The 17,052-nt window shown below is 65.3% G+C and carries 12 protein-coding genes and 1 other RNA gene; 9 read left to right on the forward strand and 4 right to left on the reverse strand.

Annotation, left to right across the window (positions count from 1 at the left end; all coding sequences use genetic code 11):
• Positions 1-379 precede the first annotated feature (379 nt).
• The 3 genes from GGR73_RS10815 to GGR73_RS10825 all read left to right on the forward strand — a co-directional run bounded on the left by GGR73_RS10815 (position 380) and on the right by GGR73_RS10825 (position 3,876).
• The gene (locus GGR73_RS10815; RefSeq protein WP_184456867.1) at positions 380-1,141 is read left to right on the forward strand and encodes a SapC family protein; all 762 of its coding nucleotides are present in this window, start codon (positions 380-382) and stop codon (positions 1,139-1,141) included.
• A gap of 4 nt (positions 1,142-1,145) precedes the next feature.
• Complete coding sequence (locus GGR73_RS10820) at positions 1,146-2,183, forward strand: cupin-like domain-containing protein (protein ID WP_184456869.1); 1,038 nt, start codon at positions 1,146-1,148, stop codon at positions 2,181-2,183.
• Positions 2,184-2,358: 175 nt separating this feature from the next.
• Positions 2,359-3,876 (forward strand): tryptophan halogenase family protein, encoded by a 1,518-nt coding sequence (locus GGR73_RS10825; RefSeq protein WP_184456871.1) that lies wholly within the window; start codon positions 2,359-2,361, stop codon positions 3,874-3,876.
• Between the two features lie 427 nt (positions 3,877-4,303).
• Here GGR73_RS10825 and GGR73_RS10830 read toward each other — a convergent pair whose 3' ends face one another.
• From GGR73_RS10830 to GGR73_RS10845, 4 genes are all read right to left on the reverse strand, one after another.
• A complete protein-coding gene (locus tag GGR73_RS10830) occupies positions 4,304-5,311 on the reverse strand; it encodes an MBL fold metallo-hydrolase (protein WP_184456873.1) in 1,008 nt (335 codons plus the stop codon).
• A gap of 247 nt (positions 5,312-5,558) precedes the next feature.
• Positions 5,559-5,963 (reverse strand): hypothetical protein, encoded by a 405-nt coding sequence (locus GGR73_RS10835; RefSeq protein ID WP_054591468.1) that lies wholly within the window; start codon positions 5,961-5,963, stop codon positions 5,559-5,561.
• A gap of 227 nt (positions 5,964-6,190) precedes the next feature.
• Complete coding sequence (locus tag GGR73_RS10840; RefSeq protein WP_154832398.1) at positions 6,191-7,588, reverse strand: trypsin-like serine peptidase; 1,398 nt, start codon at positions 7,586-7,588, stop codon at positions 6,191-6,193.
• 456 nt (positions 7,589-8,044) lie between these two features.
• Entirely contained in the window at positions 8,045-9,430 is a 1,386-nt protein-coding gene (locus GGR73_RS10845) for an APC family permease (protein WP_184456875.1), read from the reverse strand.
• A 195-nt stretch (positions 9,431-9,625) separates the two neighbouring features.
• On the opposite strand from GGR73_RS10845, the gene GGR73_RS10850 reads away from it, so the two are divergent.
• From GGR73_RS10850 to GGR73_RS10875, 6 genes are all read left to right on the forward strand, one after another.
• Positions 9,626-10,390, forward strand: a complete 765-nt coding sequence (locus GGR73_RS10850) for a LuxR family transcriptional regulator (protein WP_039515206.1) — start codon at positions 9,626-9,628, stop codon at positions 10,388-10,390.
• A gap of 256 nt (positions 10,391-10,646) precedes the next feature.
• Positions 10,647-11,588, forward strand: a complete 942-nt coding sequence (locus GGR73_RS10855; protein ID WP_166770654.1) for a proline iminopeptidase-family hydrolase — start codon at positions 10,647-10,649, stop codon at positions 11,586-11,588.
• An 826-nt stretch (positions 11,589-12,414) separates the two neighbouring features.
• A complete protein-coding gene (locus GGR73_RS10860; protein ID WP_046343682.1) occupies positions 12,415-13,476 on the forward strand; it encodes a pectate lyase family protein in 1,062 nt (353 codons plus the stop codon).
• 258 nt (positions 13,477-13,734) lie between these two features.
• On the forward strand, positions 13,735-15,123 hold the full coding sequence (locus GGR73_RS10865; RefSeq protein ID WP_184456877.1) for an amino acid permease: 1,389 nt from the start codon (positions 13,735-13,737) through the stop codon (positions 15,121-15,123).
• Positions 15,124-15,408: 285 nt separating this feature from the next.
• Positions 15,409-16,638, forward strand: coding sequence for a dipeptidase (locus tag GGR73_RS10870; RefSeq protein ID WP_184456879.1), 1,230 nt, complete (start codon positions 15,409-15,411; stop codon positions 16,636-16,638).
• Positions 16,639-16,861: 223 nt separating this feature from the next.
• A non-coding RNA gene (locus tag GGR73_RS10875) (sX9 sRNA) lies at positions 16,862-16,938 on the forward strand.
• The last annotated feature ends 114 nt before the right edge of the window (positions 16,939-17,052 follow it).

A 17,052-nucleotide genomic window follows, 5' to 3' on the forward strand; every position in this document is an offset into this window, starting at 1 on the left:
TGCAGGCTGGTGCGGGCCAGCCGCGCGCTTTTTCGAAGGCGGCCGGCGAGCGTTCGCTGGCTGCGCCACGTGGCCGCATCGAGTCGTCAGCCTGCGTGGCACCGGTCCGGCGGCCGCAACCGCAGGCGCGAGCTGGATGCCGCCGCGCATCCCTTGGTGTCGCCGGCACACGCGGCGCTTGCTTGCACCCACACACGGCCGCCGCCGGGTCACAGCGGCGATATAGGTTGCTGCAGGCCTGGTCCCGATGCTGCTGTGCCGCTTGCCGGTCTGCCGCTTTTTGGCAATGCTCGCCACCAGCAAGTGCGGTACCTGGCCGCGCGATCGACGCATTCCACGCAATGCGGTACTCCGTGGCGGAGCACCGTTGGAGTTTCAGATGACGCGATACGCAGTGCTCAACAATGTGGCGCATCACGATCTACGCGTCGTGCTGCGCTTCGGTGCCGAGTTCGGCGATGCGCTGGGCCTGGTGCCGGCATTCGTCACCGAATACGCCGAGCTGCAGCGCGAGTACCCGCTGTTCTTTCGCAAGGATCCAGCCACCGGCGGCTACCAGTCGGTGGCGCTGCTGGGCTTTGCACAGGACGAGAATCTGTTCCTGCAGGACGGCCGTTGGACTGCCAGCTATCTGCCCGGCATCGTCGCCAAGGGCCCGTTCCTGATCGGCTTCCAGGAGCAGCGCATCGAGGGCGCCTTGGTGCAGGAGCCGGTGATCCACGTCGATCTGGAGCACCCGCGCATCAGCCGTCACGAAGGCGAGGCGGTATTTCTTCCGCAGGGCGGCCATAGCCCGTACCTGGAGCACATCATCGGTGTATTGCGCGGCATCCGCGACGGTGTGGATGCCGGCCAGGCGATGGCGGCCGCGCTGGATGCGTTGGGGCTGATCCAGCCGGTGCAGCTGGATGTCACGCTGGATGCCACCCACGCCAACAAGCTGGAAGGCCTGTTCGCCATCGACCGCGAGCGGCTTGCCGCACTCGATGCGTCCTCGTTGCAGCAACTGCATCGGGCCGGCTATCTGGAGGCTGCGTTCCTGATGCTGGCCTCGCTGCACAACGTGCGTCGGCTGATGGCCGAGAAGCAGCGCCGCCTGCAGCAGGCGCACACTGCGTCTGCGACTGCTGCGTTCGCCTGAGCGCATGACGACCGGCGCAGCCTTCTCCTCCCTCGCGGCCGTCGCCGAGCGCAGCGATTGCCACCCAGACGCGCTGCCGCTTGCCGCGCTGTGCGATGCCGCCGAGCCGGTGGTGCTGCGTGGCGTCGCACGCGACTGGTCGCTGGTGCGGGCCGGGTTGCGCAGCCCCGAGGAGGCGATGGCGCTGCTGCGCGCGCACGATAGTGGACGCCCCCTGCAGTATTCCTGCGGCGGCCCGGAGATCGCCGGCCGGCCGTTCTATACCGACGATTGCAGTGCGCTGAATTTCGAGGTGCAGCGCGGCAGCTTGAGCAGCTTGCTGGAAGCGATCGTGACGCATCGCGACGACCCGCAGCCGCCCACGTATTATCTGGCGTCGTTGCCTATTGACGACAATCTCCCAGGCTTGCGCGCAGGCAATGATCTGGATTTCGCCGCCAGCGGCATCGCGGTGCAGCCGAGTATCTGGATCGGCAATCGCGTCACTGCTTCCTGCCACTACGATGCGCCCAACAACCTGGCCTGCTGCACGGTGGGGCAACGTCGCTTCACGCTGTTTCCGCCCGAGCAGGTGGCCAACCTGTATCCCGGCCCGCTGGATCCCACGCCGGGTGGGCAGGTCGTGAGCATGGTGGATATCGCCAATCCGGATCTGCTGCGGTATCCACGCTTCGCTGAAGCGTTGGCGCAGGCACGCACCGCCGTGCTGGAGCCGGGCGATGCAGTGTTCATTCCCGGCATGTGGTGGCATCACGTGCAATCGCTGCAGCCCTTCAACGTGCTGGTCAACTACTGGTGGAGCAGCGTGCCCGCGCATCTGCCGGCGCCGATGCCCGCGCTGTATCACGCGCTATGGGCCATCCGCGACCGCCCGGCAGCGGAGAAGGAAGCCTGGCGCGCCCTGTTCGACTACTACGTGTTCGGCCCTGCCGAGCGCGCGGGCGAGCACCTGCCCGAGCAGGCACGGCATGCGCTGGGCCCGATCGACCCCACGCTGGCGCGACAGCTGCGCGCGCTATTGCTCGGCAGGCTCAACCGCTGATGCGCGCGATCGGCTCCAAGGCCACTGGCCGGACAACTGCGCAGCTGCCGGGCGGGCAGGGCCGATGTGCGGCATTGGCAGGTGCCACTCACGCGTTCCGCTCCCGGCGGGCCACCTGCGTTGTCCAGACGATCGATCAAGACCTCATCCCGGATCCATCACCCAGGAGCGCGCAGTGAGCCAGGCCCCGATTCGCAAGGTCGTCATCGCCGGCGGCGGCACCGCCGGCTGGATCGCCGCCTGCGCACTGTCGCATCAATTCCGCGAGCTGCTGGAGATCACGCTGGTCGAGTCCGAGCAGATCGGTACCGTGGGTGTGGGCGAATCCACGGTGCCGCCGATCCGCAGCTTCCATCGCTTCCTGCAGATCGACGAGCAGGAGTTCCTGCGCGCGGTGGCCGGCACCTTCAAGTTGTCGATCTCCTTCGAGCATTGGCGCCACCAGGGCGAGCGCTATATTCATCCGTTCGGCATCACCGGGCAAAGCACGCTGGTGTGCGCCTTCCACCATCTGTGGCTGGAGAGCCAGCGCCGCGGCATGCCGGGCAGCTTTGGCGATTACTGCCTGGAAACCGTGGCTTCGCGCGTCGACCGTTTCGCCTTGCTGCGCGAGCCTGCGGTCAACTATGCCTATCACCTGGATGCCGCACTGTATGCCAGGTTCCTGCGCACGCGCAGCGAAGCCTGTGGCGTCAGGTGTATCGAGGGCAGGATCCAGCAGGTGACATTGCAGCCGGACAGTGGCGATGTCGCCAGCCTGCTGCTGGAAGACGGGCAGGTGCTCGAGGGCGACCTGTTCATCGATTGCAGCGGTTTTCGCGGCCTGCTGATCGAGCAGGCATTGCACACCGGTTATGAAGACTGGAGCCATTGGTTGCCGTGCGATCGCGCCGTTGCGGTGCAGACCGAAGCGCTTGGCCCGCCGGTGCCGTATACCCGCGCCATCGCGCACGAAGCCGGATGGCGCTGGCATATCCCGCTGCAGCATCGCGTTGGGAATGGTCTGGTCTTTTCCAGCAAACACCTGTCCGACGACGAGGCACATGCCAAGTTGCTACGCGATGTGGCCGCGCCTGCGCTGAAAGACCCCTGGCTGGTGCCGTTCCGCACCGGCCGCCGCCTCAAGGCCTGGAACAAGAACGTGGTGTCGCTGGGCCTGGCCAGCGGCTTTATCGAGCCGCTGGAATCCACCAGCATCCATCTCACCATCGCCGCCGTGGTGCGCCTGATCAGCTTGTTCCCGGCGGAGGGCATTGCGCCCTCGCAGGTGGAGCTGTTCAACGACATCAGCCGCGCCGAAATGGAACATGTGCGCGACTTCATCATCCTGCATTACCACGCCACCCAGCGCGAGGAACCGCTATGGCGGCAATGCCGCGCGATGGAGCTGCCCGAATCGCTGGCGCTGCGCCTGCGCGCCTGGCGCGAACGCGCACACGCGTGGCAAGCGGCCGATGAACTGTTCCGCGTCGACTCCTGGACCCATGTGCTGATGGGGCAGGGCATCGCGCCCGAGCAGCATCATCCGCTGGCGCGCGCGTTGTCCGATCGCGACCTGCGCCGCCTGCTCGAGGGCATCGCCCAGCCGATCCGGCACGCGGTGGAGCAGATGCCGTCGCAGCAGGCGTTTATCGACGCGTATTGCAAGGCAGGTGCGGGCGTGTGGGGCCTGCGCAGTCCGGTGGTGGCGTAGAGCGGCTGGCAAGGCTGGGGCGCCGCCGGCAGGCAGGCGCAGCCGCTGCCCACAACCGGCACGGCACCAGCACGTCCTGGCCCGGCTCGGCAACGCGACACGGCACGGGCAGGCGGCACGGGCCAGACCAATGTAGGAGCGCGCTCGCGCGCGATTGAGCATCACCGGAAACGCTCGTCGCGCCCTTCCACCCCGGTTCCGAGCGCGCCGTCCACGTCCACCTGGCGACTGCTTGCTACGTGTTAGCCGCTCTTGGACACACAAGACCACAGATGCAGTGTCGCGTGCTGTGCCATGCCCGCTCTGCACGATGTCTGGTGATTGCGTGCCGCTTGATAGCGATTGGCGATATCACCGCTGGATACGGGTCGAATGCGCTGATGACAGTGCGCAGCCGGATCCATCGCTACAGTGCCCAACTGCTTCGCTACAAGCGCATCAGATCCTTGCCGACCACAATCGGCCCGGCATAGTGCTTGCGCGCGCCCTCGCTCCACATCGCATCGGTGATCGTGGGGTCGCCGCCAGGCACAAAGTGATTGAGCACCAGCATCCTTGCGTTGGCCGCTGAAGCGATCCTGCCGACTTCCTCGCTGGTGGAATGGCTCTTGAGCAGATGGTCGAGCAAGGTCGGTGCGTTGTCGTTGGTCTTGAGCATCTTTTCCAGCGCGGGCAGATACATCACCTCGTGCACCAGGATGTCGGTGTCCCTCGCGAATTCGGCCAGTGCAGGCAGGTAACGCGTATCGCCGGAGAACACCACCGTGCGATCGCGCGCGGCAAAACGATAGGCGAACGCCGGCTTGAGCGTGTAGTGATCCACCAGCGTCGCGGTGACAGTGACCTGGTCGTTCTGCAGCACCGTGCCGGGCTGGTCGAACTCGTGCACATGGATCAGCTGCTTGAACGGCGGGCGGCCTTCTTCGCGGATGCGCGCATCGATGTCGATGGCATTCATCTCGACAAACGCATCCACCATCCTGGCGATACCGGGCGGGCCATAGAGATGCACCGGTGTCTGCAGACCGCTGGCCCACGCCAGCCAGACCACGTTGAGCAGGTCGGCGTTGTGGTCGGAGTGGTGATGGGTCAGGAAGATGTCGCGCAGCGCAGGCAGGCGGATGCCGGCCTTGGCCAGTTGCTGTGCAACGCCATTGCCGCAGTCGATCAGGTAGGGCTGCCCGTCGATGACCAGCGCATTGGCGGCCGCGGCGCGCAGCGGTGATGGCGTGGGGCCGCCCTTGGTGCCGAGCAGCACCAGCACGCTGCCCTTGGCCGGAAAGGGTGCCGGCGGCGACGGGTCGGACGACGCAGGGTCTTCCTTCGGTGCGCGCCGCGGTGCGGCACCCAGCTGGCTCGTCACGCTCAGCGTGGCCGCTGCCAGCGCGATGCGCAGCACCTGGCGACGGGAAGGGCGTGGCGAAGCTGCGGACATGACGGCTCCTGTCGAAGCGGGAAGAGGATGTGCCAGGCGGGGCGTGGAAGTGCCTCAGACTAACGTGGGGCTGCCGGGTTTGCGAATGGCTCACGCAAACCTCGGGACTGGCATGCCCGCGCCCGATGCAGCAGAGCTGCAACTGCGACGCACGCGGTGCGTGTACTGCTCGATCCGATGGCCCGCACCGAATCGGTCACGCCGATCCATCCGTTGCCTTCCAACGGTGGGCTTGCATCGATTGCCTTCAGAGTTCCTGTGCAATGAACGCGTTCAACGCAGGCGAACGATAAAACGCCATGCATTGCGCGAAGATCCTGTTGAACGGGCCGCGGCGGGCCTCGTCCTTCATCGGCACTTCGGCGCGATGGAAGTCCGCCGTCTGCTCGGCCACGAAACGGTGCAGGCGGTCGGTGGCACCGGTCTTGGCATTGTCGAGCGCGTAGGTCGTCAGCAGATACGAGCGATCGCGCAGCTGGTCGGCGGTGTATTTGCCGCTACGCTCATAGTTGTTGTCCAGGCACAGCTGCAGCGCGTAGGCCTTGACGTCGTCGCGATTGGCGGGTTTGCCGGCTGCATGGGCGGTGACCTGTAGCGACAAGGCCAGGAGTGCAGCTACGGCGATGACACAAGGAGTGCGTTGAACGGGCATGCCGATCCAGGTGAAGGACGAGCTGCCAAGTCTGCATCATCCGGGCACTGCAGATGAAGTGCATGACGACAGACGCGCGTGACCGACGGGGTTCAAAGGTCAGCGCACAAAACATCAACCCGTACAGATCGATCCACACAGCACATCAAACAATCGACCACACTCTGCACAGGCCAGGCGCAGTCGCACGTGGCAGGCGCTACCCGCCTGCCACGCGCAGCACCCGCTTACGGGCCGAAGTAGGTGGAAATGCTGGAATACACGTCCGAGAAGCGCGAGTAGTAATCCGGATCGGTCTGCGCGGTGCAGAACGAGTAGCCGCCGTACAGGCCGCCGCGCAGCTGGTAGGCGCCACCGCTGGCGACGGTGAACAGGCCCGAGCCGGACGAGCCGCCCTCGGTGACGCCATCGTTCCAGACCACACGGTACAGCGGGCTCTTGCCGTCGATGCTGGTGCTCAGCCCATTGACGGTGCCCAGCGAATACTTCTTGACGTCACCGGACGGGTGGTGGATGCCGACGATCGATGTGCCGGTCGCGCCGATCGCCGCGCTGTTCCATGCCGCGTAGAACGCGCCGCTTGGCGGTGCGGTCTTCAGCTCCAGCAACGCGGTATCGCGCGTGGTGTTGGCGTGGCGCAGGAATGCACCGCCGGTCAAGGTGGTGGCCTGCGAGCTGGCGGTATTGCCATTGCAGCTGGCCGCGTCGTAGAACCAGTAGGTCTGCAGTGTGTTGGCGACCGTCTGCGTACTGATGCAATGCGCTGCAGTCCAGAACAGGTTGCGCTTGGGCGAGTTGGTGTTGTTGAGCAGCGTGCCGGTGCACAGGAACGAGCCCTGGCTGGTGGTGAACACCATGCGCGCCACCGCCTTTGCGGCATTGGTGAAGCCGGCGGTGGGATTGGCGCGGCAGACGATATCGTTCTGGCAGGAATCGCTCTCGCCGATGGCGATGGTCATCATGTCGCGCGCGCTGGCGGTGGGGCTGATATCCAGGTGCGACAGCTGCGGGATGCTCAGGCTGAAGTTCTCCGGATACTGGCCGGCCGGCAGTGACAGCTCCACCAACAGATTCTCGCCGCTGACGGTGGGCGACCAGCCGATGGCGTCGCCGCTGGCGGCGAAGCTGGCACCGGATTGCTCGAATACCCGGCCATCGTCGCCGGCAAAGCGCAGCGTCACCTTGGACGGATCGCCCGGCGTGGCGCCGGCACCACGCAGGATCAGCGATGCACGCAGCGAGGCCGCCTGCGCGGAGCCGACCTTCAGGGTCGCCACGCGTGAGCCATCTTTGGCCATCTGCCAATCGAGCGTGGCCAGATTCACCAGGGGCTTGGCCACCGCGCGCGAAAACCCGATCTGCAGGGGCTGCCCATGTTTGACCTGTGCGATGCGACGCTCACGCACGCGACCGATCTCGGTACTGGTGGGCGCAGTGAGTTGCACCACACGCGTGGGCAGGATGCCGCCACGCAGACTTGCCGACTGCAACGTCGCCGCGCCGAGCTTGGCCGCCTGCGGTGCGGTACTTACCGGCGCCGCATCCATTTCGGTCGGCGGCGTTGCCAGTGCAGTGCCGGAAACGGCGGAAAACAGCGCCAGGTACAAGGCATTCTTGCGATTCATGGGTAGTCCTTCTCGTCAGGGAACGACAGGCTGCGGCGGGGGCCACAGCCTGCGGGCGCCATCGTTGGCGCCGAACGAGACTAGCGAATGTTTAAAGCTGAATATGTGCTGAAAATCTCGTTCAGAGATTGGCGGTCGATAAAAAGATAATCGTGTTTTGCACGCAGCAGTTGACGTGTGCGCGCCTGCCAGTGGCCTTGCGCATGCGCATGCGCATGGCGCCGCATATCTGCAACACGTACGACGCTCTACCTGCGGCAACTGCGATCGCGCAGCGCACCGGCAGCGCTGCCTTGATCAAGCTGTCAGGCGATGCAGGTAGCTACGCTGCATGCGGGATGGCGAACGCGCATAACCTTGGCGGGCTTTAACAAGGTGCGCTCAACGTTCCTGCAAGCAGGCATGTCGCCGCATGCCGGCAGCCAGCAGCAAGGCTGCATATCGGCTCGCGACGGATTATTCCAGCGCGTCGCTGGCGCGGAAGTCGGTCGAGCGACCGCTGGCTTTCAAAAACCCCAGCACTGCAAGTCCGACCACCATCCAGGCCGTGCCGCCGAGTTGTGCATGCTGGTCGGCATTGATCAGCACATAGGCCAGGATCACGATGCCGATCAACGGCGTGGCGACATGCAACAGCACGCGGCGGCCCTGTCCGCGGAAATGCCACAGCACCGCCACGTGCAACAGGATGAAGGCGGTCAGCGCACCGACATTGCACAACGAGGACAGCAGCGCGATCTGTCCGACGAAGACTTCGCCCAGCACCATGCTCAGGCCTGCCACCAGCAGGATGGCGCGCTGCGGCACGCCGGTGCGTGGATGGATGTAGCGCAGAAAGGCCGGCAGCTGGCGGTCGCGCGCCATGGCGAACAACAGGCGCGAGGTGGCGGCCTGCGCCACCAACGCGTTGGCGATCGCCGCACTGATCGCGACCGTGAGCGCAATGACGATCTGCAACCACGGCCCGGCGATCAGGCGCCCGATCTCGAAGAACGCATCGTTGGAGGCCTGCGCGTCGGGATAGCGTTGCAGGGTGGGCTGCAGCAGCGCGGCCAGCCAGGTCTGCAGCACGAACAAGCCCGCCACCAGCAACAGCGCCAGCAGGGTCGCGCGCCCGACCACGCGATTGCCGCCACGGGCTTCTTCGGACAGCGTGGAGATCGCATCGAAGCCCAGGAACGACACCACCGCCACCGACAAGGCGCTGAAGATCAGCTGCGGCGAAAAGGCCTGCGGGTTGTAGAACGGACGCAGGTTCCAGTGCGCACCATTGACGCCACGCTGGATCGCCAGGCTGGCCAGCACCACGAACACCGCCAGCACCACCAGCTGCGCGTAGAGGAAGAAGCGATTGGCACGCGCGGTGGTTTCAATGCCGCGCAGGTTGACCAGCGTGTTGAGCACCACGAAGAAGGCGATCCACGCCGGTTGCGGCAGTGCCGGCAACACGTTGTGCATGGCGTTGGCGCCGACCACGTAGAGCAGGGTGGGCACCAGCAGATAATCCAGCAGGATCGCCCAGCCGGCCAGAAAGCCCATGCCGCTGCTCAGGCCGCGTCCCACATACGCATACACCGAGCCGGCGACCGGAAACGCCTGCGACATCTGCTGGTAGCTCAACGCGGTGAACAGCATCGCCACGAAGCCGAGCAGGTAGGTCAGCGGCACCATCCCGGCACTGATGTCGAACACGCCGCCGAAAATGGAGAACGGCGCGGTCGGCACCATGGACACCAGCCCGTAGATCAGCAGGTCCTTGAGCGTCAGCTGCCGCTTGAGCTCCTGGGTGTAGCCAAAGCGTTCCAGCGCGGCCGCATCGTTGCGGCGGGAGGTATCGGTCATGCAGGTGTCCGCTGAAAGGAATGCCGGGTCGCGACGCAGGCGCCGTGGGAGCGTCTGCAGGTCGATGCTGCAGTGCAGCCATCTGACCGGCATTGTGACGATAATGTGGCCGCCAAGCCCATCCATTGGTAAAAGTGCTAGGTTTTCCCTGCTGGATGTCATCCAGCGGCATACGTCGACACCGAAGGACCCACCATGTTCGACACTCTGGCCAGCCTGGGCCGCGACCTGCAGGCGCTGCACACGCTCAATGCCTGCCTGGACCGGGTGTTTTCCGACGTCTGCGGGCTGGGCTTCCAGTCCCTGGTCTACGACTACGCGCCGGTCCCGCTGAGCCTGGAAGGGGCACTGATCACCCCGTCGGTGTTCATGCAGCGCAATGCGCCGGGCGACATGCAGCACATCTGGTGCGAGCACGGCTATTACCAGCACGACCCGGTGCAGCAGCGTGCGACGCGCCGCACCACGCCATTCGTGTGGTCCTACCGCAGCGACGGCGAGATGGAGGGCGTGGAATACGTCGGCAGCCAGCATCGGCAGGTCACGCGTTATCTGTGCGATAGCGGTATGGGAACCGGTGTCACCGTGCCCCTGCACCTGCCGGGTGGCGCGTTCGCGACATTCAGCGCTGCGGTCGACGCGGTCGCGGCCGAGGCGCCACGGCTGGCCGAAGCGCAGCTGTCGCCATTCCTGCTGCTGGCGCATACCTTTCAGGCACGCGCACAGGAGCTGCTCGATCCGCAGGAACGCCGCTGCCACCACATCGTGCTGACCCGCCGCGAGCGCGAATGCCTGCAGTATTCGGCCAAGGGGCTGACAGCCAAGAGCATCGCCGCTGCGCTCAACCGTTCCACCGCCACGGTGAACCTGCATCTGAACTCGGCAGCGCGCAAGCTGGGCGCGCGCAATCGCGTCGAGGCCGTCGTGCGCGGCATGCACTATCGATTGCTGGAGCCGTAAGCCCGGCGTGCTCGGCTGCGGCGACATGCCGCGATAGATGATTTCGCTGCGGCGAGAATTTGCGATCGGCAGGCGCAATCTCTGCCCTGATTGATGCCCGTCCTGGCGACCAAATACGCGTTCAGCTGGATCGCATCGCCCGCGCAGCCGGCCCCGAGCTTCGAAAGCGCCACGAACCTGGGAGTTTTGCCAGTTAACGCGCGGCGGTTGCCTCGCTAGGCTCGGCGCTCATTCTTGCCGTTAGCAGGCGCAGGTCATGCAGTCCACCGAGGGTTACGTCGAATTTCGTGGGTACCGGACCTGGTACCGCATCACCGGCGACCTGCGCAGCGACGCCTGCCCGCTGATCGTGCTGCACGGCGGCCCCGGCTGCACCCACGATTATGTGGACAGCTTCAAGGACCTGGCGGCCAATGGACGCGCGGTGATCCATTACGACCAGCTCGGCAACGGCAAGTCCACCCATCTTCCCGATGCGGACCCCGGTTTCTGGACGGTGGGGCTGTTTCTGGACGAGTTGCAGGCCCTGATCACGCAGTTGGGGCTGTCGCAATACGCGCTGCTCGGGCAGTCCTGGGGCGGGATGCTGGCGGCCGAGCATGCGGTGCGGCGGCCGGCCGGCCTGCGTGCGCTGGTGATTGCCAACTCCCCGGCATCGATGGGCTTGTGGCGCGCTGCGGCGCTGCGGCTGCGCGCGCGCCTGCCCGAGGACATCCAGGCGGCGCTGGACGCGCACGAGGCGGCCGGCACCCTGGACGACCCGGCCTATCGCGCCGCAAGCCAGGTGTTCTACGCCCAGCACGTCTGCCGCGTGCTGCCCTGGCCTGCCGAAGTGGCGCGCACCTTCGCCGCCATCGATGCCGACCCGACCGTGTATCACGCCATGAACGGCCCGACCGAATTTCACGTGGTCGGCAGCCTGCGCAACTGGAGCATCATCGAGCGCCTGCATCGCATCAACGCGCCCACGCTGGTGCTGTCGGGCAAGTACGATGAGGCCACACCGGAAACGGTGGAGCCGTACGCACGCCTGATTCCGGACGCGCGGTGGCATGTGTTCGCCAATTCCAGCCATATGCCACATGTGGAAGAACGCCCGGCGTGCATGCGCCTGGTCGGCAACTTCCTCGACGACCAGACGCCGTGGCCCGGCGAGCAGCTGGTGCATGCCTCCATACAGGCCAGCCGCGCTGTTTGAGTGGATGGGGTGGGGTGTATGTAAGTGCCGTGAAGCTGAGCGTGCCCGGCTGCGGTGCGCCGCTGCGACGCGTCGCGATTGAGCATGCGCTGCCTTGCTTGCGCATCGTGCGAGCAAGGTTCGAAGAGTGGTCGTGAAGAGCAGTCGTGTTGATACACGCAGCTGTGCCTCAACCGCGTGTCGTTGAGTCGACACATCCAATGCGGATTGCCAGCTACGGTCTAACACCACCTGACGCACCACGTGGTCGGACCTACGCGGCCTGACCATGTCGAGAGAGGCTGGTCGTCGCGCCAGTGCTCGCCCATTGTCGCGATTGCGCCAAAAGCGCAATCACGCATCGTCTTCTGCAACGCGGCATCAAATGCCGTGTAAACCACACAAGCCTCGCAAACCGCATGTGCCTGCGATGGCGCTGCTGCTACGCACCAATGACGCTCACAACACACGTTCGTGTGCAGTGACCACCGCGCAGCATTGCGTGTTGCACTTCGATGCTTAGAAACGCATTTGCCACCAGCAACTGCGGTCGAAAGCGCGCGTGAGCGAACCGGCATCGGCCTGCGTTTGCATGCATGAAAAACACATCTGCATAAGCACAAAAACACTGCGCACGCCACAACGGTGTCCTGTCCCGGGTGTCTCGTGCTGTCTCTTTTGCATGTCCTGCACGGAGAACACCGTGGTGCGTCAAAGTTTCAGTGATGGATAATTGTTTTATGTGTTAAATCGCGCGAAGAATGCGGCCCCCACGCACCGCTTTGCTGTTGTCGTCGCCCCGGCGCAGGCAGCACGCATCGCTTTTCCACACTTTGGGAGAGGCTGCATGATCATCAAGACATTTCAGGGCGCAGTTGCGCTTGCCCTGTCCGCCTGCGCTGCGGGCGCCATCGCCGGCCCGGTCGGGTACGGTGCCGGCACCACCGGCGGCGGCAACAAGACACCGGTCACCGTGACCACCTTCGAGGCGATGCAGGCTGCGATCGACAGTTATTCCGGCAGCGGCGGGTTGGTGCTCAACTACACCGGCAAGTTCGACTTCAGCAGCATCAAGGACGTCTGCGCGCAGTGGAAGTTGCCGGCCAAGACCGTGCAGATCAAGAACAAGAGCAACATCACCATCAAGGGGGCCAACGGCTCGTCGGCCAACTTCGGGCTTTGGGTGGTGGGCAACTCCAGCAACGTCATCATCCAGAACATGACCATCGGCCTGCTGCAGGGCGGTGAAGATGCCGACTCGATCTCGCTGGAAGGCAATTCCAGCGGCTCGCCGTCCAAGATCTGGGTCGACCACAACACCGTGTTCGCCTCCTTGACCAAGTGCTCGGGCGCCGGCGATGCATCTTTCGATGGCGGCATCGACATGAAGAAGGGCGTCCATCACGTCACCGTGTCCTACAACCACGTCTACAACTACCAGAAGGTCGCACTCAACGGATACAGCGACAGCGACACCAAGAATTCGGCCGCGCGCACCACCTATCACCACAACCGCTTCGAGAACGTCGAATCGCGTGTGCCGTTGCAACGGCGTGGGCTGAGCCACATCTACAACAACTACTTCAACAACGTCACCACCTCGGGCATCAACGTGCGCATGGGCGGGGTGGCCAAGATCGAGTCCAACTACTTCGAGAACATCAAAAACCCGGTGACCTCGCGCGACAGCAGCGAGATCGGCTACTGGGACCTGATCAACAACTACGTCGGCAGCGGCATCACCTGGGGCACCCCGGATGGCAGCAAGCCGTACGCCAACGCCACCAACTGGATCACCACCAAGGTGTTCCCGGAACCGCTGGGCTACACCTACAGCATCACCCCGGCCGCACAGGTCAAGGCCAAGGTGATCGCCACCGCCGGTGCGGGCACCAACCTGGCCGAGTAAGCGGCAACAGGGTGCGGTCACATGGATCCCCGGCCTGGCCGGGGATTCTTGTCTGTGGGGTGCAGCTGGTTCGCGCCTGGCCGGTTCGCGGCAAGGCACGGCGGCCACCGGTGGTTGCACGTGGCAGTGATCCCTGGCGGTGGATACAGGCAAGCGCCCCCCAAGGTTGATCGACCTCGCTCCGGCGCCGGCGTCAAGAGGCGCGGCAGGCCCCGCGACGCGGTATCGTGTCGCGATCCCATCCATGCAAGCCCGTCCATGCCGCTTCCAACCGATCCCGTTGCTGAGCACGCTCCGTCCGCCGCGCCCACCTTGCGCCACGCGCTGAAACCGCGGCAATTGATGATGATGGGCCTGGGCACGGCGATCGGCGCCGGGCTGTTTCTGGGCTCGGGCGTGGGGATCCACGCGGCGGGGCCGGCAGTGCTGGTGTCGTACCTGATCGCCGGAGCGCTGGTGATCATCGTGATGAACGCGCTGGGCGAAATGGCCGCGTCCAAGCCGGCCAGCGGTGCGTTTTCGGTATACGCAGCCGACGCGATGGGGCCGACCGCTGGTGCGACGGTGGGCTGGTTGTGGTGGCTGCAGATCGTGGTGGTGATCGCCGCCGAAGCGGTCGGCGCGGCGGGCCTGCTCGCCTCGATATGGCCGGCATTGTCGGTGCCGTTGCTGGCGGTGGTGTTCATGGCCACCTTCACTGCGATCAATCTGCTCGGCGTGCGCAATTTCGGCGAGTTCGAATTCTGGTTCGCCATCCTCAAGGTCGTTGCGATCGTGGTGTTCCTGCTGATCGGTGTGGCCTTGCTGGCCGGCTGGCTGCCCGGCGTGGTGTCGCCGGGGCTGTCCAACTTCACCCAGAACGGCGGATTCGCGCCCAAGGGGCTGGCCGGCATCGGCTCGGCATTGCTGGTGGTGGTGTTCGCCTTCGGCGGCACCGAAATCGTCGCAGTGGCCGCGGCGGAAACCGCCGACCCGGGCCGCAGCCTGGCACGCACGATTCGCACCGTGGCCTGGCGCATCCTGGTGTTCTACATCGGCTCGATCAGCGTGATCGTGGCAGTGGTGCCGTGGACCAGCGCGGCGCTCAGCTCGCCGTTTGCCGCCGTGCTGGAGGTGGCGCGCATTCCAGGCGCGGCCACTGCCATCACCCTGGTCGCCGTGGTGGCCTTGCTGTCGGCGCTCAATGCCAATCTGTACGGCGCCTCGCGGATGATCTTCTCGCTGGCCCAGCGCGGCGAAGCGCCGCGGCTGCTTGGCAGGACCAGCGGCGAGCAGGTGCCGCTGGTGGCGGTGATCGCCAGCGTGCTGTTCGGGTTTGCCGCAGCCGCGCTGGAACTGCTGTACCCCAACAAGGTGTTGCCGATGCTGCTCAACATCGTCGGCGCCACCTGCCTGCTGGTGTGGACGATCTCGCTGCTGTCGCAGCTGATCCTGCGTGCACGCGCTGACCGCGCCGGCATCGCGTTGCCGTTCCGCATGCGGGGTTATCCGTTTCTGACCCTGCTGGCCCTGGCGATCCTGGCGGTGATCTTCGTGCTGCTGGCGTCTTCGGCGGACACCCGCGCGCAGTTCCTGTCGATGGTCGGTCTGACTGTCTTCATCGCCGTGGTCAGCGAAGTGGCGCGACGCGTGCGTGCGCGGACATGAACGTGTAGGTCAACGCGGCTGAGTGCGTGATCGTCCAGCAACGCAACCACGGCGGCAGTGCGCTGTTGCACACCGTCGAAGCGAGAACACGCAAGCAGTCTTGCGGTTTCCTTCTCCATTAGACAGGCGAGTAGCTGGATCTGCCGATCCAGCTCGGCTACTGTCATTCGGCCGATTCTGTTCGTTGCATTGGTTGGCTGGAATCATCGGCGCGCCAGCGCGCGACGATGAAAATGCATCGCTTCATTCCTTGATTGTTTCAGCAATCATCGCCGGGGTTCGTGCATGCATGCCGTTTCGTCCAAGAGTTCTGCTGCCTTGCCTGCCGCCCGCACCCTGGAGGCGGTGCATGCGCTGGCCTATCCGGTCGATACGCATCTGGACTCGCTGTATCTGTCGCGCCTGGGTGGCTTCGATTACTGGAAGGGCGACTGGAAAGCGCAGCGGCGCTCGCTGATCCTCTGGCTGATGTCCAAGACCTCGCCAAGAGGTCGCAACCAACCGCTGATGTACCACGTCAGCGGCCCGGACTTTCTGGCCGGCGGCTACGGCGCTGCCTGCTTCAGCGCCCACGCGTTGTGGGAGAACCTCTTCGGCGCGCCGTTTCTCGACCCCTGGAACAACTGGGTGGAGCATCAGCGCTATGTCGAGGAGATGGTGGTCGCGAGCAAGGGTCGGATGCGGCTGGCACGCAGCGCCGCCGAGCTGCGCGCGGTTCGGGCCGAAGGTCTTTGCTGCGCCATCCTGTCGCTGGAGGGCGCGCATATGCTCGGCCCACGCGGAGTCCGCAGCCAGGCGCTGCGGCTGGAGCGCCTGGACATCGCTGCCAGGGCCGGCGCCGCCTATGTGACGCTCAACCATTTCAGCCATACCGACATCTCCCAGGCCGGCTATGCGCCGCTCAATCCGTGGCGCGGGATCGAAGGGGCGGGGCTGTCGGAATTCGGCCGCAAGGTCGTGGAGCGCTGTATCGATGCCGGACTGCTGGTGGATCTTTCGCACACCTCCAGCCAGGGCGTCCTCGATGCCTGCGCCATCTGCGTCCGTCGCAACGTGCCGGCCTTCGCCTCGCATGCCGCCTCGCGCAGTGTCACCCGTGGTGCCGAAACGCGGCCTTCGCGTCATCTCGACCGCGGGCTCGACGACGCGGCGATCCGCGCCATCGTCCAGACCGGTGGCTGCATCAGCGTCATCCTGGCGCCGTACTTTCTGCAACATGCCTATCTGGCCGACGGCAAGCCGAACATGGATGCCGATCTCGCCTTTGTCGTCGGCTACTACGAAGCCTTCGCCCGACAGATCGCCGCCATGGGGATCGTCGAGGATCCGTGGAAGCACCTGAGTTTCGGCAGCGATTTCGATGGGGGCATTTCCAGCCTGCCGACCGGTCTGCGCAGCGGTGCGGATCTGCCCAGGCTCACGCAGGCGATGATGGATGCCGGCTGGCCCACGCAACGCATCGTCGATGTGTACAGCGGCAATTTCCTGCGGGTCTGGGAGCGGGTGCGGCCGTAGCGTTTCCCGGTGCCCTGCGTGCGGATGAGGTGGGGCAGCGCGGTGACCTTCCAGCGCGTGCCGGTGTGCATCTGCGAGAGCCGGGTGCATCGCGGTGACCGGCCTGTGCGCAACGCGTCTGCGTGCAAGGAATGCGCGCTGCAGTGCACACCGGGTGTAGCATCGCCGAGAGGGCCAACAAGGCTACAACGTCAGGCAGGCGCGGCCGGTACTACGAATCGGCATGAGCCACGCCTGCGCTGCGGTTCCGGGCGCGCCGTCCGCACCCACCTGACGGCCACTCGCGGCATGTTGTGGGCCGCTGCTGGCTGCACAAGCGCGGCAATTTGCCGCAGATGCGACGCCGTGTCGCATCGGGAACGAACACGACCGTCCTTATCATGATCCCGTAGCGCAGAGGTCGCGATCGACCGG

Source organism: Xanthomonas sp. F14 (assembly GCF_014199865.1).